The 25953-nt window shown below is 58.5% G+C and carries 21 protein-coding genes, 1 tRNA gene and 2 rRNA genes (1 of these 24 cut by a window edge); 6 read left to right on the forward strand and 18 right to left on the reverse strand.

Annotated elements, in window-relative coordinates; all coding sequences use genetic code 11:
- Positions 1–8: 8 nt before the first annotated feature.
- Positions 9–1154: a cysteine desulfurase family protein gene (locus FLP30_RS03460; RefSeq protein WP_149278603.1), complete on the reverse strand. Its 1146-nt coding sequence runs from the start codon at positions 1152–1154 to the stop codon at positions 9–11.
- Positions 1155–1607: 453 nt separating this feature from the next.
- Between FLP30_RS03460 and FLP30_RS03465 the strand changes: the two genes are divergently transcribed.
- Together FLP30_RS03465 and FLP30_RS03470 are read left to right on the forward strand one after the other, a co-directional pair.
- Positions 1608–2273, forward strand: a complete 666-nt coding sequence (locus tag FLP30_RS03465) for an alpha/beta hydrolase (RefSeq protein WP_149278604.1) — start codon at positions 1608–1610, stop codon at positions 2271–2273.
- Positions 2274–2435: 162 nt separating this feature from the next.
- Entirely contained in the window at positions 2436–3782 is a 1347-nt protein-coding gene (locus FLP30_RS03470) for an NAD(P)/FAD-dependent oxidoreductase (RefSeq protein WP_246856580.1), read from the forward strand.
- A 56-nt stretch (positions 3783–3838) separates the two neighbouring features.
- Here the strand turns inward: FLP30_RS03470 and FLP30_RS03475 are convergent, their stop codons facing one another.
- The 11 genes from FLP30_RS03475 to FLP30_RS14335 form a co-directional block, all read right to left on the reverse strand.
- On the reverse strand, positions 3839–4213 hold the full coding sequence (locus tag FLP30_RS03475) for a hypothetical protein (RefSeq protein ID WP_149278605.1): 375 nt from the start codon (positions 4211–4213) through the stop codon (positions 3839–3841).
- 46 nt (positions 4214–4259) lie between these two features.
- Positions 4260–4820 (reverse strand): chemotaxis protein CheD, encoded by a 561-nt coding sequence (locus FLP30_RS03480; RefSeq protein ID WP_246856581.1) that lies wholly within the window; start codon positions 4818–4820, stop codon positions 4260–4262.
- Positions 4817–5206, reverse strand: coding sequence for a response regulator (locus tag FLP30_RS03485; RefSeq protein WP_149278606.1), 390 nt, complete (start codon positions 5204–5206; stop codon positions 4817–4819). Before FLP30_RS03485 ends, FLP30_RS03480 begins: the two co-directional genes overlap by 4 nt.
- 84 nt (positions 5207–5290) lie before the next feature.
- Positions 5291–6325 carry a protein-glutamate methylesterase/protein-glutamine glutaminase gene (locus tag FLP30_RS03490; RefSeq protein ID WP_149278607.1) on the reverse strand — a complete coding sequence of 345 codons (1035 nt, stop codon included), beginning with the start codon at positions 6323–6325 and terminating at the stop codon, positions 5291–5293.
- A gap of 4 nt (positions 6326–6329) precedes the next feature.
- On the reverse strand, positions 6330–7160 hold the full coding sequence (locus FLP30_RS03495) for a CheR family methyltransferase (RefSeq protein WP_149278608.1): 831 nt from the start codon (positions 7158–7160) through the stop codon (positions 6330–6332).
- Positions 7161–7164: 4 nt separating this feature from the next.
- Entirely contained in the window at positions 7165–7644 is a 480-nt protein-coding gene (locus FLP30_RS03500) for a chemotaxis protein CheW (RefSeq protein WP_149278609.1), read from the reverse strand.
- A 45-nt stretch (positions 7645–7689) separates the two neighbouring features.
- Positions 7690–9948 carry a chemotaxis protein CheA gene (locus tag FLP30_RS03505; protein WP_149278610.1) on the reverse strand — a complete coding sequence of 753 codons (2259 nt, stop codon included), beginning with the start codon at positions 9946–9948 and terminating at the stop codon, positions 7690–7692.
- Between the two features lie 21 nt (positions 9949–9969).
- Complete coding sequence (locus FLP30_RS03510) at positions 9970–10353, reverse strand: response regulator (RefSeq protein WP_149278611.1); 384 nt, start codon at positions 10351–10353, stop codon at positions 9970–9972.
- Between the two features lie 3 nt (positions 10354–10356).
- A complete protein-coding gene (locus tag FLP30_RS03515) occupies positions 10357–10665 on the reverse strand; it encodes an STAS domain-containing protein (RefSeq protein WP_149278612.1) in 309 nt (102 codons plus the stop codon).
- Positions 10665–12194 (reverse strand): methyl-accepting chemotaxis protein, encoded by a 1530-nt coding sequence (locus tag FLP30_RS03520; protein ID WP_149278613.1) that lies wholly within the window; start codon positions 12192–12194, stop codon positions 10665–10667. Before FLP30_RS03520 ends, FLP30_RS03515 begins: the two co-directional genes overlap by 1 nt.
- Before the next feature lie 333 nt (positions 12195–12527).
- The gene (locus tag FLP30_RS14335; RefSeq protein ID WP_256366601.1) at positions 12528–12650 is read right to left on the reverse strand and encodes a hypothetical protein; all 123 of its coding nucleotides are present in this window, start codon (positions 12648–12650) and stop codon (positions 12528–12530) included.
- A gap of 143 nt (positions 12651–12793) precedes the next feature.
- Here FLP30_RS14335 and FLP30_RS03525 point away from each other — a divergent pair, with 143 nt between their 5' ends.
- Both FLP30_RS03525 and FLP30_RS03530 read left to right on the forward strand, forming a co-directional pair.
- On the forward strand, positions 12794–13285 hold the full coding sequence (locus FLP30_RS03525; RefSeq protein ID WP_149278614.1) for a cupin domain-containing protein: 492 nt from the start codon (positions 12794–12796) through the stop codon (positions 13283–13285).
- Positions 13286–13401: 116 nt separating this feature from the next.
- Positions 13402–14643, forward strand: a complete 1242-nt coding sequence (locus FLP30_RS03530) for an MFS transporter (protein WP_149278615.1) — start codon at positions 13402–13404, stop codon at positions 14641–14643.
- 153 nt (positions 14644–14796) lie between these two features.
- Here the strand turns inward: FLP30_RS03530 and FLP30_RS03535 are convergent, their stop codons facing one another.
- Entirely contained in the window at positions 14797–15066 is a 270-nt protein-coding gene (locus FLP30_RS03535) for an HU family DNA-binding protein (RefSeq protein WP_149278616.1), read from the reverse strand.
- Between the two features lie 154 nt (positions 15067–15220).
- On the opposite strand from FLP30_RS03535, the gene FLP30_RS03540 reads away from it, so the two are divergent.
- Complete coding sequence (locus FLP30_RS03540) at positions 15221–16132, forward strand: rhamnan synthesis F family protein (RefSeq protein ID WP_149278617.1); 912 nt, start codon at positions 15221–15223, stop codon at positions 16130–16132.
- On the opposite strand, the gene FLP30_RS03545 is transcribed toward FLP30_RS03540, so the two are convergent.
- Both FLP30_RS03545 and FLP30_RS03550 read right to left on the reverse strand, forming a co-directional pair.
- Positions 16054–18816, reverse strand: coding sequence for a glycosyltransferase (locus FLP30_RS03545; RefSeq protein WP_246856582.1), 2763 nt, complete (start codon positions 18814–18816; stop codon positions 16054–16056). The two genes, FLP30_RS03540 and FLP30_RS03545, sit on opposite strands and share 79 nt — an antisense overlap.
- A gap of 52 nt (positions 18817–18868) precedes the next feature.
- Positions 18869–20323, reverse strand: coding sequence for a hypothetical protein (locus FLP30_RS03550; protein ID WP_149278618.1), 1455 nt, complete (start codon positions 20321–20323; stop codon positions 18869–18871).
- Between the two features lie 267 nt (positions 20324–20590).
- Between FLP30_RS03550 and FLP30_RS03555 the strand changes: the two genes are divergently transcribed.
- Positions 20591–23554 carry a glycosyltransferase gene (locus FLP30_RS03555; RefSeq protein WP_149278619.1) on the forward strand — a complete coding sequence of 988 codons (2964 nt, stop codon included), beginning with the start codon at positions 20591–20593 and terminating at the stop codon, positions 23552–23554.
- A 187-nt stretch (positions 23555–23741) separates the two neighbouring features.
- Here the strand turns inward: FLP30_RS03555 and FLP30_RS03560 are convergent.
- The 3 genes from FLP30_RS03560 to FLP30_RS03570 form a co-directional block, all read right to left on the reverse strand.
- Positions 23742–23818: transfer RNA gene (locus FLP30_RS03560), tRNA-Met, on the reverse strand.
- 32 nt (positions 23819–23850) lie between these two features.
- A 5S ribosomal RNA gene (gene rrf, locus FLP30_RS03565) occupies positions 23851–23966 on the reverse strand.
- 109 nt (positions 23967–24075) lie between these two features.
- Positions 24076–25953: ribosomal RNA gene (locus FLP30_RS03570) — 23S ribosomal RNA — on the reverse strand; it runs 859 nt beyond the window's last position.

The raw sequence follows: 25953 nt of genomic DNA on the forward strand, positions 1-25953 counted from the left end.
TATGCCCCCTACACCAAAGCCGCCGGTGCTGGGGCGGCAGCCAACCGGGCGTAAGCCTGTATAAAGTGCTGCACATCCGCCTCGGTGACATTCCAAGGCAGAGAGACGCGAATGGCCTGCCCTGCCAGCGGGCCAAGCCCCATGGCATCCAGCACATGGGAAAACGCAACCTTGCCAGAAGAACAGGCCGACCCGGCAGACACGCACAACCCGTCCAGATCAAGCCGCATCAACTGCCCCTGTGCCCCGCGCCCCGGCAGGGCAAGGCAACTGGTGTTGGCCAAGCGGGGGGCCTGCCCACCACAAACAACCGCCCCATGAGCGGTGGCGGCCTGCTCCAACTGGTCACGCAGCGGGGCACTCGTACCCGGCTGGGCCAGCGACTCCGCCAGTGCGGCGGCAAGCCCCGCAATGGCAGGCAGCGCCTGTGTGCCACCACGCCGCCCCTGCTCCTGCCCGCCGCCTTCAAAAACAGGTGTCAGACGGGCTGGTGCAGGCCCGCGCAGCAGCAAGGCCCCTGCCCCCTTGGGGCCACCCATCTTGTGGCCAGAACACGCCAGACTGTCGAAACCCTGATCCTCCACCGCAAGCGCCATACGCCCTGCGGCCTGCACGGCATCAACATGCAAATGGGCACCATGGCGCTGACACAGCCGGACAATTTCCGCCATGGGGTGCAAGACCCCAGTCTCGTTATTGGCCAGCATCAGGCACACAAAGGCCGGGGAAGCATCGGGCTGGGCCAGTGCCTGTTCCAGCAGGTCCAGTCGAACCTGTCCGTTGGCGTCAACCTCCAGCCATTCCGTAGCCGCACCGGCTGGCATGCCCTTACGTACGGCGTCGTGCTCGGTCCGCCCGACAAGGAAGCGCCGCCCAGCCCCAAGCCCCTGCATGGCCAGCACATTGGCCTCCGTCCCGCCTGATGTGAACACGCAGTTGAGGGGGGCCACGCCCAGTGCCTGTGCGACCGTACCCCGGGCCTCCTCCAGCAGCGCACGGGCCGCGCGCCCTGCGGCATGCACGGAGGACGGATTACCCACAAGGCGGGCCGCATCCACCATGGCCTGCGCCGCACCGGGGCGCAGCGGTTCGGTCGCATTGGCGTCAAGATAGACCACGCCACGCGGGGTAGAGGGGGACATGGAAACAGTCATGGGCAGGATCATCCTGTAGCCATAGCGGTGGCGGGAACCCTTCTGTCTGGGGTGCAGGCCTGCCATCATAACGATTTATGTGGAAATCCGGGGCGCACAGCCGCTATAGAGTGCCACATGGTCAGCGCCACAGGGCATTTTGCAACCGGACAGTCAGGCAGACAGCACCCCGGCCCATCAGCGGCAGCGGGAGCATCGGGTCTGATTATGCCCGTCTTGCGTATGACGTCAACGCCGGAATGGTCTTGTCACCCTTTCACCACCCCGGCTGTGACACCATATGCCTGACTGGCCGCCACGGTTCTGGCAGGCCAGACAGTACTGACCAACGTTCCCGCGGGTTACGGCCCGCGTGTTCCAGCCCGGGCGTGGCATCGTCCCCCGCTGGAACAGTCATAAAACCAGGAAGCGTCATGCCCACGGACGCCTTACCCATGATCAAGCGGAACCTACATGCCAGAGGTTATGTTTGCCGGCCCTGATGGGCGTCTTGAAGGGCGCTATCACCATTCAAACGAGCCCAACGCCCCGCTTGCCCTCGTGCTGCACCCACACCCGCTGCACGGTGGCACCATGAACAACCGGATCACCTACGGGCTGTATCGCACGTTCGAAAAAATGGGTTTTTCGGTCATGCGCTACAACTCGCGCGGGGTTGGCCGGTCGCAGGGCCGATTTGACGGGGGCATTGGCGAAATTTCCGACGCCGCAGCCGCCCTCGACTGGATGCAGATGATCAACCCCAACGCCAGCGGGTTGTGGATTGCAGGCTATTCCTTCGGGGCGTTTGTTGGCATGCAGTTGCTGATGCGTCGGCCCGAAATTACCGGCTGGATCAGCATTGCGCCGCCTGCTGCGCATTATGACTTCGGCTTTCTGGCTCCCTGCCCCTGCGGTGGCCTGATGATTGCGGGCGGCAAGGACGACATGGCCCCCGAACCCGCCATCCACAAACTGGTGGACAAGCTGAACACCCAGAAAGGTGTTGCAGTGGACTACCGGGTCTTCCCCGAAGCCGACCATATCTTCGCCAAGCAGGTGGACAAGATCACCACCGCTGTGGAGGAGCATGTGACCAAGGCGATGGTCGAACACAACATGCCTCTGGCTGCCGACTGACAGGCAGACCTGCGGGCAGGGGCCACCACACCCCTGCCCCACACACATGGCCATACGCGCCACAGACTCTTGCCCTGCACGCCACAAACGCTGACCCTTGCTGCGACCCGGCACCGTCATTACGATTCGGTACCGATACATCACATATCGCAGGAGCACACGTTGGCGGCCTCTTCCACTCCCCCCCTTGCTGCAACACTGGCCGAACTGGCACAGGGGCGCGCGGCCGCCCTGACCATGGCGCCCTACTGGTGGGAACGCCTGCCGCCTGAAACCACACCGCCCCCCCTGCCCGCGCAGGCCGATGTCGTCATTGTCGGCTCAGGCTTTACGGGGCTGGCGGCGGCACTCACCCTGCTACGGGCCGGGCGGTCTGCCCTGGTGCTGGACGCCGGGCGGCCTGGTTATGGGGCCTCAACCCGCAATGGCGGGCAGGTGGGGTCGGGCAACCAGAAGTTCCGGGTCCGCACGCTGATTGACATGATGGGGCAAAAAAAGGCCGAAGCCCTGCTGCACGAAGGTGTAGCCATGCTCAACCACATTGAAACCCTTGTGCAGGATGAAAATATAGCCTGCCACTTTACCCGCTGCGGGCGCTTTCGCGGGGCTGTGCAGCCCGAACATTACGACGCCATGGCCCGCGACATGGAAGACCTGAAGCGCCATGCAGGCGTGGACTCCTTCATGGTGCCGCGTGCCGAGCAGGACCGTGAGATTGCGACCACCTTCTTCCACGGGGGGGCTGTTCTGCCGCAGGATGCCAGCCTGCACCCCGGCCTCTACCATGCGGGCCTGAGCGAGCGGGTGCAACAGGCTGGCGGCGTGATTATGGGGGGCACTGCCGTCACCAAAGCGCAGGCCGATGGCACAGGCTTTGTCCTACAAACATCACGCGGCACCGTGCGTGCGCGGGATGTCATTATTGCCACCAACGGCTACCGCCAGCAGGTCAGCCAGTTCTGCCGCCAGCGTGTGGTGCCTGTGACCTCCGCCCTGATCGCCACAGCCCCGCTGCCCCCGCAACGCCTGCGTGACCTTATGCCCACCGGGCGCATGTATGGAAATTCAGCCCGCGTTTTTGCCTATTTCCGCAGCGCGCCGGATGAGCCTCGGCTGGTGTGGGGTGGGCGGGTTGGCCGCAACGCACCAGCTGCCTCCCCCCGCGCTTATGCCCATCTGGCCCGCGACCTGCTGAAAGTCTTCCCTCAGGCTGGCGATATGCCTGTCAGCCATGCCTGGTCGGGGCAGATCGGTTATACGTTTGATGAGTTCCCCCACCTCGGCCGTGCCCCAGATGGGCTGTATTACGCCATGGGCTACTGCGGCACGGGGGTTTCACGCTCCACCTGGTTCGGACGCAAAATTGCCCTGCAACTGATGGACAAGCGGGACGGTTTTTCGGAATTTACGGGTCTGCGCTTTCCAAGCCATCCCTTCCACTGGGCGGCTCCCGCAGCCGTGCCTGCGTTTGAGCAGTGGTATCGCCTGCGCGATACCTTGAATATCTGACCCCTGTCCTGCCGCCCCTTATAGAAAAGGGGCGGCAGGTAACAGCCTTACGGCTGTCAGAACAGATCAACCTCGCCCGAATGTTCATGAGCAACCAGTTCGGGTGCGGGTTCACCCTTGAGAACGCGCACGACCTTGCCCAGGGAAACACCCTGATGCAGGTCTGTCAGCGGGATGGTGGAGGCCACCCCACTGCCTGCGTGGGTTGTCAGGTTTTTTAAAACCGCAGCCAGTGCCTCGACAGTCTGGGTTGCTGAGTCCAGCTTTTGCAGGCTCTGGGCTTCATCCTCAGCCAGATGATGGCCTTTGACGCATTCGTCCATGGCGTGCTGCACGCCCAGGAGATCCCTGCTCACCACATCCAGAAGCCCTGTGACACGCACAATGGCTTCATGCACCGTAATTTCATGGCCGTCGGCCTCAGGTGTCATGATGGCATGATCCTGCATTGTGATTGTCCTCTCCCATCCCCGGCGATCAGAACAGTTCCACGCCGGAATCGACTTCCTTGGCCCATTTGCGCTCGGCTTCTGTCTCGCGCCGCCTGTAGGCTTCTTCCTGCCGTCCGACCGTCTGGGCGTCCTGCACAAGATTCTGCTGGGCACGGCCCGTTGTCGGCCAGAAACGCACACGCCGCGCCTGATTGCCGCCAAAGCTTTGCGACACACAGGGAATACCTTCGTCCTTGAGATAATCCGTCACGAACTGAACGTTTTCCTGCCCGATGCGTCCAAGCGATGGCACGACAGCCGCCCCACCAAACGCCTTGCACACCAGACTGGCCCGGTTGCCACCCCCCTTAAGAATGCCGTTGATGAGCATTTCCATAGAGTTGACACCAAAACGCATGGCAACGCCATCCTGCCCGCCGCCATCACCTGGCAGCAGAAAGTGATTCATGCCCCCGATCCCGGCCACAGGGTCATACATGCAGACCGAAATACAGGAGCCCAGCAGCGTTACCAGTACAGTCGAAGGATCGGCCGAGATAACCACCTCGCCCTGGACAACCGTTGTAACCGCAAAGCCTTGTGTCACGTTATGGGTCCGAACACTTTTTCCAAAACCTCCCGCAGCTTGGCCACGGTATAGGGCTTGGCAAGGAAATTATTGACACCGGCCTTAACGGCTTCCTGCACCAGTTCCTTACTGGCCTCACTGGTCAGGATGATAAACGCCAGTTTCTGGGTCTTGGGGTTGCCACGCACCGCTTTGAGCAGGGCAAGACCATCCATGACCGGCATGTTGAAGTCTGAAATAACCAGATGCGCCGGGTTCTGCTCCAGATACTCTACAGCTTCCTTGCCATCCTTACGCTGGGCAATGCTGGTAAATCCAAGCTGCGCCAGGCTGTTGGCCAGAACCTGACGGATGGAGGACTGGTCATCAACAATAAGCGCCCTGATCTGTGAAGCGGCTGGCATGCTCTTCCCCCTTGTTATGCTACTGTCGTCTGCTCGGTATTGCCGAGGTCGTCTTGGTTGTGCGGTTATCCCGCAAAGAATGTATCAGGGCGCGTGGGCGGCCATGGCGACGTTGGAAATCTGGGACAAAGCCACAATCTGGCATGCCGCCCCGATTTCCGCCGCGACCCGTGGCATTCCATAAACCACGGCAGAGGCCTTGTCCTGCGCAATTGTGTGGCCTCCGGCACGCCGTATGGACAACAGACCCTCGGCCCCATCCTGCCCCATGCCGGTCAGGATAATGCCCAGGGCCTCACGCCCGACTTCCTTGGCGACAGACGCAAACAGGGCATCGACCGAGGGGCAATGGCCGCTGACGGGGGGAGATTTAACCAGCCGTGTGACATAGCCGTTATGGCTCCGCTCCACCACGGTATGCTTGTCGCCCCCAGGCGCAATCCTGACAGAACCGGGGGACAACACTTCACCATCCTGTGCCTCACGAATGGACAGGGCGGGAATCTTCTGGTCCAGCCTTCTGGCAAAGCTGGCCGTAAACAGGGGGGGCATGTGCTGGCAGACCACAATAGGCGGGCTCTGCGCCGGAAAGCCGCCCAGCAGCAGTTCCAACGCTTCCACCCCGCCGGTGGAGGCACCAACAGCCACCAGCCCGTAACGCCGCCCCCAAGCCTTGGTGGCATGGGCATGCACAGGCTCGCACGGGGTCGGGCGCGTAACCGGGTGAGAATGAGCCGCCTGGATTACAAGCCGTGCAAGCCCCGCAAACGCATCGGCCCCGATGACAGACGCGGGTTTGGGAAAGCAGTCAAACGCACCCATGTGCAGGGCTGTAATGGCGGTATCGGCCCCGCGTGCGGTCAGACTGGACACCATGACAACAGGGATCGGTCGCAGCCGCATGATCTTTTCAAGGAACTGCAGGCCGTTCATGCCCGGCATTTCAACATCCAGCGTGATAACGTCAGGCTGGTCCTTGATGATGATGTCACGCGCCTCGATCGGGTTTGCGGCTTCCCCGCATACCTCGATTTCTGGCCATTGTTCAAACGAGCGCCGAATCAGCGCCCTTATCGTCCTTGAATCGTCAACAATCAGAACCCGTACCGGCTTGTCCATGGGCTCAGCCACCCTTCCTGTAAATCGTCGGGGCCACCTGCTCCAGCCCACATTCACGCAAGGAGACAACCCGTTCCGAATGCCCGACATACAGGAACCCACCAGGTTCGAGCTTGTCAGCCAGCCGGCGCCACAGACGCTCACGCGTGACTTCATCAAAATAAATAACCACGTTGCGGCATAGAATGGCTGAAAACAGCCCTTTCATCGGCCACTCGGCGTTGAGATTAAGCACACGGAACGCAGGCAGCCCGCAAATAGGCCCTGCAAAACGCAGTTGGCCCTGTCCGGCTGGTTCCATGAACCTGTTTCTCATATCGAGCGAAATACCCTCGGTTTCCGCTTCTGGATAGAGGCCCGATGCCGCCTGTGCGACAACGTTGGAATTAATGTCCGTCGCCAGTATCCGCACGTCGTATGTCGGGGCCTCGGGAAAGACCGACATGATCGACATGGCCATGCTCCACGGCTCCGGCCCGGTAGAGCAGGCAGCAGACCACAGCCTGACCCGCCCCCCGGCCCGGGCACGGCTGCTCAGCGCAGGCATGACCTCTTCTTCCAGGTGGGTGAAGTGGTTTTTTTCCCGAAAGAAGCTCGTGACATTGGTTGTCAGCGCGCAGATGAGTTTTTCAAGCTCGACCTGCCCGGCTGGCCCCTGCACAAAATCCAGATAATCCCGAAAGCTGGCCTTTGCGTTTTCACGCACCCTGCGGGCCACGCGGGAATAGACCAGCGTACGCTTGGACTCGGGCAGGAAAATACCTGCCACGTCCTTTGCTATCCCCCGCACCCTCTGGAAGTCGGCATCCGTGTACTCTGGATCAGTGATAGCCATGATGTCATTCTGCAACCGCGTCGCCAACCAACTGGCTGACAACACTTTCAAGACGCAGCACACCGATCATGCGCCGGTCATCCTGCGACCGCCGACCCAGCAGGACCAGCCCGCTCAGGCAGCTATTCTCATCCGAAACCGCCTGGATATCGTCAATGTTGATATCGGCCATGTCGATCACGCGGTCCACCAGCAGCCCGCAGACAATGCCGTTCTTGGACTCCACAATCACCACGACCCGGCGCGGGTTGTCGGCCTGTGGCTCAACATTAAGGCACACGGCAAGGTCCACGACGGTCAGAATGACACCGCGCAGATTGATGGCCCCGCACACATAATGCGGCGCAAAAGGCAGAGGGGTTGTTTTTTCAAACCCCCGGATTTCGCGCACGCTCAGGATCGGAATGCAGTATTCCTGTTCCCCCACGGCAAACACGATCATTTTTACGATCTTGGCGTCCGCTACCGCTGCTTCTTCCGTCATATCCCTGTTTCCCAAATCAAAAGCTGATCGTCATGCTGTGGTGTGTTACGCGGCCAGGCCCGTGCGGATATCCGACGACCTGGTGTCAATCCGTCCGATGGCAGTCGCAATCAGCGCGGGAACGTCGAGAATGAGAGACACGCTACCATCACCCAGAATGGTCGCCGCCGAAACGCCGGGGATCTGCTGGTAGTTTTTCTCAATACTCTTGATAACAACCTGCGCCTGGTCACGGATTTCATCAACGATCAGGGCAGCACGCGCCCCGGATTCGTTTTCGACAATCAGAATGACCGTGTCTTCAGGCTCTTCCGACGGGGTGGTGGATTTAAGCCCCAGTTCGGTCGCCAGTGGCAGCAGCGGCATGCAGTTGCCACGGATCGACACCACATTTTCCCCATCGGGCAGGATATACACATCCTGATGCGCGATCAGCATGGTTTCCACCACCGAGGAAATGGGGATGACCATGACAGACCCGCCTGCGGAAATCAGCATGCCGTCCAGCACAGCCAGCGTCAGCGGCAGGCTGAGGCAGAAGGTCGTGCCTTCGCCCTGCACACTGTTGATCGTCACGCGCCCGCCGAGGCTGAGAATGGCCTGCTTGACCACATCCATGCCCACGCCACGCCCCGACAGGTCGGACACCTTATCAGCGGTGGAAAAGCCGGGGGCGAAGATGAGGTTGTTGATCTCATCATCACTCAGCGTTGCATCGGGGGCGACAATGCCGCGCTGGACAGCAATGGCCAGCACGCGCTCGCGGTTGATCCCGCCCCCATCGTCCTTGATGGTAATGAGAATACGCCCGGACCTGTGGCTGGCCGAGAGCAGAATATGACCAGCTGCAGGCTTGCCTGCGGCCACACGCTTGTCGGCACGCTCTATCCCATGGTCCACCGCGTTACGCAGCATATGGGTCAGCGGGTCGCTCAGCTTTTCCACCAGGGTGCGGTCCACTTCCGTGTCCTCACCCTCCAGCGTCAGCACAACGTCCTTATCGGTCATGGAGCAAGCTTCACGCACAACGCGCTGCATACGCTGGAACACGCTGCGCACAGGCTGTGCCCGCACCGCCATGACCGCGTCCTGAATGTCGCGCGTCAGGGACTGCATGCCGCTGACACTCTCAGCCAGTTCACGCTGGGCAGAAGACCCGTCCTTACGACACAGCGATTCCAGCGCTGCCTGAGCAATGACCAGTTCGCCCACAAGGTCCATCAGGTCATCAATACGGTGCAGATCCACGCGGATTGAGGCCGCCTGTTCCGACCGGCGGGCGGCACCCCCGGCTGCAGCAGCAGCCGGGGGTGGAGCAGCAGCCGGGGGTGGAGCAGACGGTGTAGCCGCAGTAGGGCTGCTCAGGGCTGCTGGCTCCGGGTCGTGCTCAAAGCTGGGCTCCACAACCGGAACAGGTGCGGGTGCCAGTTCTGGCTCTTCCACCACGGCGGCAGTGTCGGCAGCTTCAGCCGCAATGCTGTCGCCCCCTTCCCGCGTGATGGTGAAGTCACAGACATCACTCACCCAGTCGAACACGCCATGCACGGCATCTTCCTGCACCTGGGGCGGCAGGGCCACACGCCAGGACAGATACGATTTAACCGGCTCAACACCCGCCAGATCAGGCAGGGCCGCCCTGTCGCAGGTCGTATGCTGCACACCACCAGGCACAGCCGCCACAAGGTCGCCCAGGCTGATCAGCAGATTACGGGCATCATCCCCACGCTCATACATGGCGTCATGCGGGCGGAAGGTGACAACCAGCGCCGCCTCTTCCGCCACGGGTTCAACCGGGGCTGCGGGCTCGTCAAAATCAAAGCCGAAATCAACGGTCACGGGTTCGAAGTCAAACGGAACCGGCACAAAATCCTGCGGGATGACGTCATCCGTCGTCGCAGGCCCGGAGGAGCCTTTGTCCCCCGCGATAATGGCCTCCAGTTCCACCTGGCTTTCCGCCAGACGGGCCTGGTCAACCGATGAGCCACCACGGGCTTCGTCCACCAGATCGCTCAGAACATCCATGGCCTTGAGAAAGGTCTTGATGATCTCGGGCGTCGGCGTCACGCGGTCGGAGCGCAGGCCGTCGAGAGAACTTTCAAACACATGGGCAAAACGCACAAGGTTCTCGAGCCCGAATGAGGCCGCGCCACCCTTGATCGAATGAACGGCGCGGAAGACGGCATTGATTGTCTCATGCCCGGCTTCCCCATCCGAAAGTGCTGACAGCCCACGCTCCAGTTCCTGGAGCTGCTCGTCGCACTCCTGGAAAAAGACCTGCAGGATATCATCCATGTCATCACTCATGCTGGAGACCTTCCTTGTTCCTCAGGCGGTAACCCGGCGAATGGCTGCCACAAGGCTATCGGTGCTGAATGGCTTTACAATCCACCCGGTCGCGCCAGCAGCGCGGGCGCGGGCCTTTTTTTCGGGGTCGCTTTCCGTGGTCAGTACAATAATCGGCAGATGCTTGTACTGCGCAATCGCACGGACAGCCTCGATCAGCCCGAAACCATCCATGCGGGGCATGTTGATATCGGTAATGATCGCGTTGGGCGTAGGTGTCGCACCCTGGAGAACCTCCAGCCCTTCCACACCATCCCCACCCTGGATGACGTCATACCCGGCCCCCTCCAGAGCCTTGCGCAGCATGCTTTGCATGGTGCGGGAGTCATCAACCGTGAGGATACGTATGGCCTGTGTTCCCACCATAATTCATTGCTCCTTGGGAGAGATTTTCTGTTCTGGCAGGAATTCACCGACCCCAAAAAGGGTATACGCTTCCCTGACCTGTTCTGACGGCGCGACAAGGGTGCACCCGCTCGCAAGGAGCAGCTGGAGACAGAGCCCCCCGACATAACTGACACCCGAGACATCAAGGCTGACCGGACCCCCGCCAGCCTGTGCCACCGCCTGACTGATCGTTTCTTTCAAGCCCGGAGCGGCCGCCGTGTCCAGCCTCCCCGACACTGTCACGCAGGATATGTCTGACACGGTTTGTGCCTGCTCGACATGTGATGACATCAGAATTCCTCCCACCCCTGGTCGGAGGAGGTCGTCGGCAGGGGCGTTGCGGCAGGGGCCGCCGGAGCAGGAGCCACGGCAGGCGTCGTTGTCGCGGCAACCCGCAGGGGCCTGCTGGGCGCTGCGGGGCGCGGGGCCGGGGCGCTGACGGTCTTTTTCTGAGCAAAGCTGATATCATGCCCGATGCGGAAGCGGCTCAGGGTCTGGATCAGGGTCCGGGTTTCAGACGTCAGATTATGGCTGGCGGCGGTTGTTTCTTCCACCATGGCCGCGTTCTGCTGGGTCACCTGGTCCATGTCGCCGATGGAAACCGTGATTTCGGACAGGCGCTGGGCCTGATCCTGGGTGGAAACGGAAATTTCCTCCACACGGGTGGCAATGTTCTGTGTGCTGCCTGCAAAGTCGTTCAGGTAATGGCCGGTCTGCTGGACCAGATCCACCCCTTTGTCCACCTGCTCGGCAGAAAGGGAGATCAGGCGTTTGATCTCGCTTGCGGAGCGGGCGGACTGTTCTGCCAGCGAGCGCACTTCCTGCGCCACCACGGCAAAGCCGCGACCGGCGTCACCCGCACGGGCGGCCTCGACCCCGGCATTCAGCGCCAGCACGTTGGTCTGGAAGGCAATGCCGTCAATGACGGAAATGATCTCGCCAATCGCGTCGGAGGATTTCTTGATCCCGTCCATGGCGTCGGTTGTCTCGGCCATGACCGTGTTGGCCAGCTTGACCTTGTCCAGCGCCTGGCGGGTTTCCACACTGGCGTCGCCACAGGCATTGGCGGTCAGGCGCACACCATCGGTAATGGTCCGCACGGCTGCTGCCACCTGTCCAAGATTGGCGGCCTGTTTTTCCGTCCGCTTGGCAAGGTCGTCCGATGCGGTGGAGATTTCGTTGGCACCTGTGGCAATCAGGTCGGTATTACGCGCAACGGCGCTGAGCGCTTCGCTCAACCGCTCCACGGAATGGGCGAACACGTCGCGCAGAGGGGCAAATTCCCCATCGAAATTGCTGCCGCTGACACGGACCTGCAGGTCGCCCTTGGCCATTTCAGCCAGTGCATTGCCCAGTTCTTCAATAACCTGGTGGGTCTGGCGGTCACGCTCCTGCGTGCGTTCCAGAGCCTCGCGGATTTCACCCGCCATTTCGTCCTGGCGGTTCTTGGCTTCCTGCTGATCGCGCACGATCTTGGTAAAGCCCACCACAACACGGGCAAAACGGCCAACGCTGTCGCCGTTTTCAACAAAAGGCACCTCACCGCGGATATCACCGCGCAGCACGCCTTCTGCAATATCGGCCATTTTTTCGACCGGAATAACAACAAGGTTTTTAAGCGAAATCCAATACAGGGAGACGACAATCTGCCCGACAACAAGAGCGCACATGTTCACCAGGAACATGTGACCGATTGTTTCGTGAAAAAAATACCCGGCGGCTTCGATAATGATCTGCAAGACAAGATAAGTCTCCAGACCCAGCATGGCTACCCTGCACTTGGAACGCAGAGGAGCATCCTTGATCAGCCATTTCAACATGCCGATACAACTTCCCTTCAATTCTTCACGGGGCGCCGGACTCGAAAACACCGTACACACCGAGCGACACAGACTGTCGCGCCGACCTGTGCACGGCCCCCTGTTTGTTCACTGAAACCTGAAAAACACCTGTGCATCACCCAAGGCCATTCGCAATGTTCATGACCAGATATCCTTACCGAAACCGCAGGGACACCATGGCGATCCCCGATGCACATATTTACATCAACCTCGCAGCTCAAGGCTTTATCAAGGTTTCTGATATACCTACAAGCATCACTCCGAAAAGGCTCGCGGTAAAGGGGGAAAAATACGCTCAGCCCCCTCCTTTTGTCATGCCCTCACAATACCTGCCCACTCACCCCGCTCTGGCACCTCCAAAGCCGCCAGGCCCGTAGCCAGAACCGGGTTGCCCAGGCCATGCCAGCCCGACCGGTCCGCCACAGCGCCAGACATGCTCTAGCACCGCGTCGGGCGTGCGGAATAGCCGCACAGATACCCCGGACACGTTGTAGTGACCAGTGCACAAAGCGCCCCTGCGGACCCTTTGCGTGCCCTATGCTTGAAGCAGAGTGAAAAAACCTTCAAATGACAACGACATGACAAAATCCTTTCGCCTCATGACCGCGCTGGCTCTGACCATCCCGCTGGCCCCCTCCGCTCTGGCAGCACCCCAGCCCCACGCTGGCACCGTTGTGCTGACAAACGAGCAGATCCCCTGGCATGCAGCCCCGGCCGATTTCCCCCACGGGGTGGAAATTGCCCATGTTTACGGCACCCCCAGCCAAGCAGGGCCGTTTGTGATCCGGGTCAGAATGCCAGCCCATAGCTGGATAGCCCCCCATACGCACAATATGGACGAAACATTGAGCGTTCTGGACGGGCATTTTACCCACTCTGTCGGGGCGGATAAGGCAACCGCCACCACACAGGATCTTGGTCCCGGCGGCTTTGTGCACCTGCCAAAAAACACCCCGCATGCCCTGCGCACCGGCGACAGCCCGGTCACCATGGAAATTTCAGGTATCGGCCCTTTTGGCATGACATACCTGAACCCTGCGGATGACCCGTCGAAAACACCCGCAAAGTAGCCCATTATCCCCCCTCCCCCATGCGGGGAGCGCCCCCTCCGGCTGGCCTGCGCGACCCGGCCAGGAGACAGCGCGCCCCTGCCTGTTCCCTTTTGACCCTACTCGCGCTGGATATCATGACCGACTCTTTCCCTGCGCCTTCGTCCCTTATCGGACATCCGGGCCTGTTTTCCGCCCTTTCTGCCCGCGCCCTTTCCACCTTTGCCGCACAGGTTCTGGCTGTGGCCGTGGGCTGGCAGGTTTACGCACTAACCCATAGCGCGGCCTCACTCGGGCTTGTCGGCCTGGCCCAGTTCCTGCCTATGATGGCCTGTATATTCCCCGCAGGGCATGCCGCCGACCAGTACAATCGCAAACGCATTGTGCTGGTCTGCCAGACGATTGAGACCATAGCAGCGGCAGGCATGGCGTATGCCTCCTTCACCAACCACCTTGCCCCTGGCATGATTTATGGTCTGGTCGCCCTGTTTGGTGCCTGCAAAGCATTTGAAATGCCAGCCCAGCAGACATTCCTGCCCTCCCTTGTGCCTGCGGCGGTTTTCCCACGGGCAGCGGCGCTGTCATCCTCCCTGTTCCAGTTCTCCTGCATTGCCGGGCCATCGGTCGGGGGGCTGCTTTACGGGCTGGGAGCGGGGCTATGCTATACGCTTTGTGCCATCGGTTTTATGCTGGCACTGCTTGCAACCTCACTCATGAAGCTGGAAGCCCCAACCCGGGCACGGCAGCCCCCCAGTCTGGCCGCCGTTTTTGGTGGCATTGCCTTTTTGCGCCGCAAACCCACCATGCTGGGTGCGATCTCGCTTGATCTGTTTGCCGTGCTGCTGGGTGGGGCCACAGCCATGCTGCCGATTTTTGCAACCGACATCCTGCATTCCGGCCCCATGGGGCTCGGCCTGTTGCGGGCCGCCCCGGCCATCGGTGCGCTGGTGGTTGCCGCCGTTCTGGCCCGCCACCCCTTGGGCCGTCATTCCGGGCTATGGATGTTTGGAGCTGTCGCCATATTCGGCCTTGCAACAATCGCCTTTGGGTTGTCCCGCTCCACCGCGCTCTCGGTCATCATGCTGGCCATTCTGGGCGGGGCTGATGTTGTCAGTGTCATGGTACGTGGCGCGCTGGTTCAGCTTGGCACCCCTGATGACATGCGCGGACGGGTGTCTGCTGTGAACATGCTCTTTATTGGCTCTTCCAACCAGTTGGGAGAGTTTGAGAGCGGCATGCTGGCCCAACTGCTTGGCCCGGTACCCGCCGTGGTACTGGGTGGCATCGGCACGCTGGTGATTACCGGCGTGTGGATGACACTGTTCCCCGGCCTACGCCGTCTGGACAGGCTGGACAGTATTACAACCGAGACACCCTGAACTCAGCCCCTGGCATCCAACAACGGATACTGGCCCGAGAATAACAAAAGGCTCCACACATCATGTGGAGCCTTTTGCCGTAACACTCAGCACTCATTCATGTCAGCACAGGCACGAAGGCTGCAACGCCGCCGCCCCTATGGACTAAAATGATCAGACAGCCTTTTTAAGGTTCGGGCTGGCCTTGAAGCGGACTGTCTTGCCTGCCTTGACCTTGACCGGGTCACCCGTGCGGGGGTTCAGCGCCTTGCGGGCCTTGGTCTTGCGGACAGTAAAGGTGCCAAACGACGGCAGGGTGAAACCACCTTCGCGCTTGAGTTCCTCAACAATCGCGTCGATGAGGTCATTCGCTGCCTGATTGGCTGCAACGCCGGTGCACTGGATGGAATCCTGGATCACCGCTGCAATAAAAGCCTTGCTCATTGAGTTTCTGGCCTCCCTAAGAAAATATATTTTACGGCGATCGCGCCTAACTTCTTTTCCGGCTTGTATTCATATTTTCATTAAAAACCAACTCAAAAAATGCACCCTTTTTCTGTTTCCTTGTGATTACAAAAGCAAAAAGGACAGATGTGACATGGCTGACACACCCTTCCCCACCGGGAGCATATGCCTTTTTGCCGCCTATACACCGGACGGAAACCTGCCCGAATACACCCGCCATTACCTGCGGGAACTGACCCATAACGGGCTGACAACACACTGTATTTTCTCAGGTTGTCAGCAGGTTTCCCCATCCTCCGCCCTGTTCTGTCAGCAGCATGGTATTTATCCTTGGCCACGTGCCAATGACGGGCTGGATTTTGGGGCATGGCAGTTCCTGCTGGCACAGGGGGTCGCCCACACCGCCCCTTATATTGTACTGGCCAATGACAGCGTGCTGGGGCCATTACGCCCCCTGCGCCACGTCCTGCACGCCCATACCCCGGTGCGCTACCCGGTCTGGGGCATGGTCGCGACACGGCTTGTAACACCGCATCTGCAATCCTGGTTTGTTGGCCTGTCGCATACGGTTTTACACACACCACACGTCCAACGTGTGCTGGCACTCCCTTTTGCCAGCATGAGCCGTGCGGAAATTATCTGGCATGGAGAACTTGGGTTATCCGTAGCCATCCGGGAAGCAGGCTTTCCCCTCCATGCCGCATGGAGCGACCTGCACACCCCCATGGCCCGCATGTGCGCAACAAATCCCATGCACACGCGATGGTATTCCCTGGCCGCGTCCGGTCAGGTGCCTTTTCTCAAACGGGAGTTGCTGCGGGATAATCCTTTTGGCCTGCCTGGCCTGCAGCACTGGCGCCAGACCATTCCCGTCGGATCGGCCTTTCAGCCCGATTGGATCGCAGACCTGCGGACAGAAGCCCCACGGCCCAGAGCAACCCGCCCAAACTGGAAAGGCCGCGCACTCTACGCACTGGCCGCAACAGCGGACAGAGTAGTCCACGGGTTACGCCCCGTAGCCCCACCTGCCCCCCCAGACGACTGAGCAGACTGACTCCCTGCTTTGTGGGCAACCTCCTCAAGCCAGCCGCCCAATTCCTCCGCCTGCTGCTCAAAGGTGCACAGGCGGCCCAGATCCGGGTTGGGTGTTTCAGGCCGGTTGGAGAGAAAATCAAGAACGGACTCGACCGCGTTCCGCAGTGTCTCAGGCTGTCCATCCATGGGAATAAGCGTGCCGTTAACCCCCGCCGTAATATCCTCCGCCTGCCCCCCCGGAGCCGTCGCCACAACCCAGACGGAGCGAGCCAGAGCCTCTCGCACGGTCAGCCCGTAGCTTTCCTGCCATTGGGACGGAAACAGCAGCACATCAATCCCATCAAAAAAATCATCCATGGTTGCGGGCGTATAGGCTGGCACAACCCGCACCGTGCCCTGCACAGACCATGCCCCCGCTTGCAGAGGCGGAAAGCCAAGAGCGCTTTTGTTGTCTACCAGCACCAGTTCCCAATCCCCGCGCTGCATGCTTTCAAAAGCCGCCCGCAAAAGACCAAAACCTTTGATATCCTCTGCCCCACCTACATACCCAAACCGCAAGACCTGCCCTGCGATACGAGGCGGGCGGGGCGTCACAGGCCACTGGAAGCCGTTGCGGTTAACCCTGATCCGCTCAGGCGCAATACCATTGGCGACATAGAACGCCCTGTGTGTCTCACTTGGGGCCAGAAGCAATGACGCCCCTTCCAGCACGGCGCGCATCCTCCGTGCCCGCTGGGCCAGACCGAGCGTACCTGGCAGGCAGGTCTGGCAGACATCGAGATCAATCACGCGCTGCGGGCAGGCCTGACCATTGGCCTGCACCATGAACTGACGGCCACACAGCCACCAGGCGTCATGCAAGGTTAGCACATAGGGAATACCCTGCTGCTGGCAGACATCCGCCCAGCCCAGCCCCAGCCCCTGCACCGCATGAACATGCACAACATTGGGCCGCATGGCAGCCAGCCAGCGTGTAAAATCCTCCGTTGCCTGGCGGCTGTCCAGCGCCTCGACCCCAGCAGCCGCGTCCGGCAGGGCCGCAGACGCCAGAACATCCACCCCGTCTGCAACATAACGCACACATGCATGCCCCCGCGCGGGCATATCCGGCCGAGTTGTAAACACGCTGACTGACATGCTTGCTCTTTGCGCCAGACGCGCCGCCATTTCCTCCGCCACACGGGTCGCCCCACCAAAAGAGCGCGGCGCGTAATACACATTCACGCACATGACCCGCACATCACTTACTGGCTGGGCGGGAGGGGCACCAAAAACCGGCAGAACCTGTCGGGTGGTTATGGCATCTGGCCCATACAGCGCCAGTGCATCGTAACGGGCCTGCTGCCCCAGCTTACGCCGCAACCGTGCCGACCCTGCCAGCTTGAGGATCGCGGTCCGCCAGTCCTCTGCTGTGTCAGCCAAAATACCATTCCGCCCTGACCGAACGACGCGTGCCAACGCATCCCGCCGGGAGCAGATGGCAGGCACACCCAGCACGGCGGCTTCTAAAAACTTGATGGCGCTTTTGGCATCATTAAACAGCGTTGCCTCCAGCGGTGCCAGGGTTATGTCTGCCTGGGCCAGCATGGCCATATAGGCGGCATAATCCCGCCCGGCGTGCTGACAGACGCGCGCACCCATAGTTGCAAAACATGGCGGAAGGGTCAGATCACCCACGATATGCAGGCTCAGACGCGGATCTGCCTGCATGGCCGCAAAAATTCCTGCTGCGGCCTGCCTGAAATCCGCGTCATGCGTCCGGGTACCAGAACCATAAACTATCCGTATTTCACGCCATATTTCATGATCTTTAACAAACCCGTTCCTGATATCCCGCGCAATATCCAATGTTTGCTGGTCAAGAGCGTTTTCTATGACCGCAACCGAGCCAACACCTGCCTGCCGCATGGCTGCCGCCAGTGCCGGGGTGGAGGCAATGCCCCGCCCACACGCAAGCAGGCAAGCCCTGAACAGCCGGACACCCGCCAGAATTTGTCGCCTTTCAAAGACCGATAGACTTTGGATATTAGAGTTACAGAGATACTCTTTTTCAGAAAAAATAAGATCATCAACTTCCCATGCGGGGGCCAGACCCAACGCATGAGCTTCTGCCACAAGACTGCGGACATTTTCAAACGCTGGCACACGGTAAAATACAACACGCGTGCACACCTGCAAGGCAGCAAGAGCCTGTTGCGTTTCCCGCCAGTCCACAACCTCCACCTGCCACCCAAGAGATAAAAGCTGCTCTTTCCTTTGCCAGACGCGATATTTTGCACATTGTAGTAAAGTCAGCTCTGCCACCAGCACAATGCGAGGGGCCAGCACACTCAAGCGCTCCGCCTCAACCGGGGCCAGACAGAAAGACACCATGGCCTGTGCGACATCGACCGCCCCATGGTTTACGCCTGCCCCCACATGCCCTTGGGACCGCCACACTGCCAGCTTGTGTGTGGTAAAATTGACTGCATGCACCTTGACCCGTCGGGTCGCCTTACAGGCCAGTTTCCAGACACCTTCTGTTGCTGCAACATCACTGGCTCGACGTAATATTCTACGAACACGGCTGTCCCACACCTGCACACGCGATGGGGCTGTCCCCCCTGCTGCACCAGAAAGCCCTGCCCGCTGACTGCCCGAAGGGTGAGACGGCACCCAATAATGCTCTAATTCTTTTTCCTTGAAATTTTTCACATTCTTTTCCCGCATGAGCGGTTAGACCCAATATATAAAAGACCTTTTAGGATCAAAAACCTTTAAAAGTATCCGACGACAAGGATGCCACGTTAAGGAACGTCACCTTACTGTTATCCGACAACGTAATCGTGGTAGACGTGCCATCATGCGTGGCTTTATCCAGCACATCGGCCTGGAACGCACTGCGTGCATAGTCGTACCCCACCAGCAGGACAGAATTGCCCGCAACAGCACTAAAATCGGTAATCGTATAATCAGCCCCCGCGACACCATCCCGCAAGGCGAAGACATTGGCATCCCCCGTGCCGCCCGTCAGAGTCGCATTGCCTACACCGCCCACAAGCGTATCGGCCCCGCTCCCACCTATGAATGTCTGTGACCCGCTGGTACCCGCATTATTCCCGAACGCATGAATACCGTAACGGGAACTGCTGCCATCGACAGTCATGTTGCCATCATTGGCAGCAAAAACGTTATCCGACCCGACTGCGGCGGCCGATGTCATGGCCACCTGCAAATCCAGCCCCCGCGACCCAAACATTGTCGCGTGGCCTGCCGCAATATCTGTCTTCCCTGTGCCGGAAATAAAGGTGAGATCACGCAGGACACTGATGCTTGCAGAATCCGTATTCACGGTCTGCAAATTTCCCTGTGCTGCGGAAATGGTGTTGGCGTACCCACCCTGCACCGTGCCTGTCGCACCGGCCATATTGATCTGGTCGCTCATCCCGCCCGATACGGTCGAACCCCCGCCAACCGTAATTTTCTGGCCGCCATTGGCGTCCACAACAATGGAATTTTCACCGACAGAAACAATAGAGCCTGTGCCACTCAGGGTAATGTTCTGCACCCCTGCCGTGCCTGTAATGGTATCCTGCCCAGTGGAATGGACGTAGTTGATACCTGAACCCAGCTCTACCCTATTATCACCCAGGCCAGGGCTTAGCGTATTGGTGCCATCCCCACCGCGGATTGTATCGTTACCGTCCCCTGTCGCGACAGTCCAGTTGCCCTCCCCACCGGCAAACAGGTTATCCCCTGTTCCGGCCAGAAATGTGCCACTTTGCCCCCCGGCCTGGAAAAGAATACCCTGCGTGGCACCACCCAGAACAGTCACATTGCGCGCTGTCACCTGTCTGGCATCAACATACACTCTACCCTCCAGCGGCTGATCTGGATGGGTGGCTGAATTAGAACCAATGGTCACCCAGGTGACATCACCTGACAGGGCATAACTGCCAGCAACAGTGGCCAGGGCATATTCTCCCTGCCCGGCCACGCTGGAGAGAATAGCGGCATCACTTTTGTCCGCTGTCATACTTTGCGCCATCGCGGCTGGCACAACCCCAGTCGGATTGAGGATACGGGTATTCAATGTATTAACAATGCTGGAAATCTGTGTGGAAAGACCCTCAGCATAATTCACAAGATCAGAATTCTGCGCGCCATCGACGGTCACCTGCACGGTGTTCCCCAATGCCCCGACAACAGTGATAACAGGCATGTTCGATCCTTTTATGCTTATCCTGCGGCACGACGCCCACGCCAGACCGGCTGGAATCAACCCTCTGTCTTTTTGTAATGAAGAACATGCTTAACAAGCAATACTATTATTTCATGCTATATATTCACGAATAGACGAAATTATTTATAATAAATTACTTTTTTATATTTATTTATACATTCCAAATATCGTCTTAATTTTCTGGAAACTTCTTACACCCTATAGTTTCCTACTGCCCCGCGCACCAACTTCCGGACAGATGTCCCCATGACCAGCCCCATCATCCGCTCCACCTTCCGGCAAGATCACCCCACCCCAAGCGCCGACCTCGACCTTGCTGTGTTGCTGGAACCTGTGATCCTCCACTCAGGAGCGACAGAAGGGTGTGAGCACCTCCCCAGCCTGATGTGGCTGACCAACAGGCTTCAGCCCCGCATACTCACACTGATAGGTGCCAGCCAGAGTATTTGTGAAACTCTCTCATTTTTTCTTCACTCTCACGCTCTGCCAACACGGCTGGAAATCTGCCAGACACCCCCTATAAACACGGCAGATGAAAGCGGATTATACTATCTGGCAGCCCCCCTGTGGCAGACAGAGACCATCCTCGACTGGCTAACGCAACAGGCACGTCCCGCGGCGGGTTCCAATGTTTTTCTGTTTGAGGGTATTCATCATGCCGCTGAACAGTCGAGCATATGGCAGGCTTTAAAGAATATCCCTGATTGTTCTGCCTGCACACTCACCCAAGGGCAGGGGCTTGGTATAGTGGCAACCAACCCTGTTCCAGCCAGTCTAGCCCCACTCCTGTCCAACAGACCTAATACGCAGGCACTGGCCCAACAGATACGGATGCGTCAGTTTTTAGCTTTTACGGGAGAATCCTGGCTGCACAAAAGCCTTTTGAGCACTACTAAAGCACGGGCAATAGAGCTCGAAAGCAGACTATCCACTGCCTGCGAGGAAAACCGTACCCTGCACCTGCGCGCAGGCTGGCACAGCTTGCAGGAAAAAGCGTTGGAAGACAAAATCAACGCTCTGCAAAGCAATATCCAGAAAACCCAAGAACACTTCCAAAACTTCACCCAAAATATGACGACCTGGCGCGCAGGTCTGGAGCCTGCCCGAAAAGGACTATCGTCCTTACGAGGGATGGCCCGGCTTGCTGCCCGTATCCTCGCCCGCAAACCGCCCCTGTTGGCTGAGCCACCCAACATTCCGGCATTGCCCCCTCAACCTGCCCCCCGGGCACACCCTGCTGTTGACACCTCCAAAAACCATAAGAACCTGAATATTCTTTTTGTTGCAGGGGAAGCTGATACTCCGGGTGTTCACTATCGTTGTGAACGCAATGCTGAGGCCTGCACACTGGCTGGATTGTCTGCAACCTGGAAAGAATGTGCCGCCGTAAACCCTGATGATATTGCATGGGCAGACATCCTCGTGCTCTGGCGCGTTGCCTTTAGCGGACATGTCAGCATCATGCTCGATATCGCCCGCGCCCAAAACACATATGTGGTTTTTGATACAGATGACCTGACCTTCCTGCCCCACATGGCCCGGAACAGCCTGATTGACGGCATCCGCAGCATTGGCGCGACTGAAGAGCGTATGGAAAGTGTCTTTGCCGACATGCAACGTACTCTTCTACAAGCCGACAGTGGTTTTGCACCGACCGATGCTCTGGCCGATATCATGCGGGTCTATCGCCCAGTCACCCACACTGTTCCCAACATTTACGACACACAAACATTACAGCGCAGTCGGCTGGCCTATCGCATACGGCAAGCCACCCCTGATGATGATATAATCCGTATCGGCTACGCCACCGGGTCACGCACACATCAGAAAGACTTTGCTCAGATCAGCGCTGTCATGGCGCAATTCCTGCACGACACACCCAATGCACGACTGGTCCTTTTCAACGACAAGGAGCATGGAAAACCAGTTCTATTAACCAAGGAGTTTCCAGAACTAGAGGCTGTTTCTGCCCAGATCGAATGGCGCAGCATGGTCCCCCTGCAGGACTTGCCAGCCGAAATTGCACGGTTTGACATTGCCATAGCACCCTTGGAAACACAGAGCCCATTTTGTAATGCCAAAAGTGAGCTCAAGTTTTTTGAATCGGCCCTGGCTGGAGTGCCCTGCATTGTCAGCCCTACAACCCCCTTCCGACAGTGCATACGCCATGGTGTCACTGGTTTTCTTGCCAATACCCCGCAAGAGTGGGCGGCTGCATTACGCACACTGTCTGCGGACAAAACCCTGCGCAAGACCATGGCCCGCAATGCCTACCACGCTATCCTATGGCCATTTGGTCCACAGAGACAGGCGCAACATTTGGCGACACTCCTGCCTGGTCTACTTAGTGGAGTTTTGGCCGCTAAAGCTATGGAAACATTGATAGCCCGCGACGGAGTTTCTCCACGTGCACTGCCCATTGTGCCTGAACATGATATTTTGTTTCATCAGGACAGACTTGAGCAAAGCAGCGTCAGTGTCATCATCCCCTGCTACAATTACGCAGAGTTTGTTCTTGAAGCCCTTGAATCTGTTCGGACCCAGACACTTTACCCTCTGGATCTGATCGTTGTGGATGATGGCTCAACAGACCATTCTGTCGCCTTGGTGCATGACTGGATGGCGCGTCATAGCCAGCGCTTCAATCGCTTGCTCCTACTCCAGACTCGTACGAACAGTGGTCTGGGTGGTGCCCGCAATTGCGCGGTCACTCATGTTGAAACCGCTTTTTTTCTGCCACTTGATGCTGATAACCGACTATTACCGCAAGCCTGCGAGCGCCTTGCCGCTGTTATGGATGATATGACCGCCTATGCTTACCCTATCATCCATCAGTTTGGGGGTTCTGAGGTCTCACCACCACTCGGCAACAAACCTTGGCAGCCGATGACTCTAGTAGCTGGCAACTACATTGATGCCATGGCTCTTGTTGCCAAATGGGCCTGGGCGGCAGCAGGGGGATATTACGTCAGCAAGGACGCAATGGGATGGGAGGATTACGATTTATGGTGCACTTTGGCCGAACTTGGGCTCTCTGGTACCCATGTTGCCGAAACACTCGCCGAATACCGTTTGCACAACACATCCATGACTGACACTGTCACGGAAACCAGTGCCCATAAGCAGCACCTTGTCACTTATGTCGAGCACCGCCACCCTTGGATCCGGCTGGTACAGCGCACAGCCCAGGAACGTGCAGAGAGTAACTGACACAATGCTTCTGACGTTATTCTGGTTAAAAACGTAGATTGTTTAGAGAGCATTTTTTGGATCAGCGACACAAAAACAATCACGCTCATTTAGTAGTGCCATTAAGCGCCTGAACGCTGCACCTCTACGCCTAGCCATACTACTGTGATTTTGTACAAAAAAAGCCACCCGATTGGGTGGCTTAAGATGGTTGCGGGGGCAGGATTTGAACCTGCGGCCTTCAGGTTATGAGCCTGACGAGCTACCGGGCTGCTCCACCCCGCGGGTGAGGATGTATTGATAGGGTGGTTTGGAAGACCTGGCGGCGACCGACTTTCCCGCGGCTTAAGCCGCAGTATCATAGGCGCTGGGGTTTTTCACGGCCGAGTTCGGGATGGGATCGGGTGGAACACGCCCCGCCATAGCCACCAGGTCATCCAGACCACCCTTTGGTGGTGTGGACCGGTTGGTTTTTGAGAGAGTGAGTGTATGACGTTGTGCATGGATGATTTCTGTGCACGGTCTGTCGGTTAGGACAGTGAAGGAGTGAGCCTATTGGGTGATTAGGACCAGTTAGCTGCACGTGTTACCACGCTTTCACATCTGGCCTATTAACGTGGTGGTCTACCACGACCCTTGGGGAGACCTAGTTTTGAGGTGGGTTTCCCGCTTAGATGCTTTCAGCGGTTATCCCGTCCATACTTAGCTACCCGGCTGTGCCGCTGGCGCGACAACCGGTGCACCAGAGGTATGTTCATCCCGGTCCTCTCGTACTAGGGACAAATCCTCTCAAGTCTCCAACATCCACGGCAGATAGGGACCGAACTGTCTCACGACGTTCTAAACCCAGCTCACGTACCACTTTAATCGGCGAACAGCCGAACCCTTGGGACCTGCTCCAGCCCCAGGATGTGATGAGCCGACATCGAGGTGCCAAACCTCCCCGTCGATGTGGACTCTTGGGGAGATCAGCCTGTTATCCCTAGAGTACCTTTTATCCGTTGAGCGATGGCCCTTCCACGCGGGACCACCGGATCACTATGGCCGACTTTCGTCTCTGCTCGAGCTGTCACTCTCGCAGTCAGGCGGGCTTATGCCATTGCACTCGACAGCCGGTTTCCGACCGGCCTGAGCCCACCATCGCGCGCCTCCGTTACACTTTGGGAGGCGACCGCCCCAGTCAAACTGCCCACCATGCAGGGTCCCGGACCAGGCTTACTGGTCGCGGTTAGACATCAGAGAGAGACAGGGTGGTATTTCAAGGATGGCTCCACGGGAACTGGCGCCCCCGCTTCAAAGCCTCCCACCTATCCTACACAGACTATCTCTGATGCCACTGCAAAGCTGCAGTAAAGGTTCATAGGGTCTTTCCGTCTGACCGCGGATACCCCGCATCTTCACGGGGAATTCAATTTCGCTGAGCCGATGCTGGAGACAGCGGGGAAGTCGTTACGCCATTCGTGCAGGTCGGAACTTACCCGACAAGGAATTTCGCTACCTTAGGACCGTTATAGTTACGGCCGCCGTTTACCGGGGCTTCAATTCAGTGCTTGCACACCTCCTCTTAACCTTCCGGCACCGGGCAGGCGTCAGACCCTATACGTCGTCTTTCGACTTCGCAGAGTCCTGTGTTTTTACTAAACAGTCGCTACCCCCTGGTCTGTGCCACCCGCCAATGGTTGCCCAATGACGGGTCTCGCTTATCCCGAAGTTACACGAGTAATTTGCCTAGTTCCTTCAGCATCGTTCTCTCAAGCGCCTTGGTATTCTCTACCAGTCCACCTGTGTCGGTTTCGGGTACGGTCTATATGCCAGAGCTATTTCCTGGAATGCGCCAAAAGCCAGTCCAATCCGATAAGGACTGACAACATATTGCATTCGTCACTTCTGGCAGGTTCAGGAATATTCGCCTGATTCCCATCGACTACGGCTTTCGCCCTCGCCTTAGGGGCCGACTGACCCTGCGTGGATTAACCTTGCGCAGGAACCCTTGGACTTTCGGCGACAGTGTTTCTCGCACTGTTTGTCGCTACTCATGTCAGCATTCGCACTTCCGATATCTCCAGAGAGGGTCACCCCGTCTCCTTCACAGACCTACGGAACGCTCCGCTACCGCGCATACATAGTATGCACCCACAGCTTCGGCACGTGGCTTGAGCCCCGTTACATTTTCGGCGCAGGGTTTCTATTAGACCAGTGAGCTATTACGCTTTCTTTAAAGGATGGCTGCTTCTAAGCCAACCTCCTGGTTGTTATGGAATCCCCACATCCTTTCCCACTTAGCCACGATTTAGGGGCCTTAGCTGGTGGTCTGGGCTGTTTCCCTCTCGACAATGGACCTTAGCACCCACTGTCTGTCTGCCAGGCTAAACTTCCGGGTATTCGGAGTTTGGTTGGGTTTGGTAAGGCTTTGGGCCCCC

This window comes from Acetobacter vaccinii (assembly GCF_008365315.1).
GTDB lineage: Bacteria > Pseudomonadota > Alphaproteobacteria > Acetobacterales > Acetobacteraceae > Acetobacter > Acetobacter vaccinii.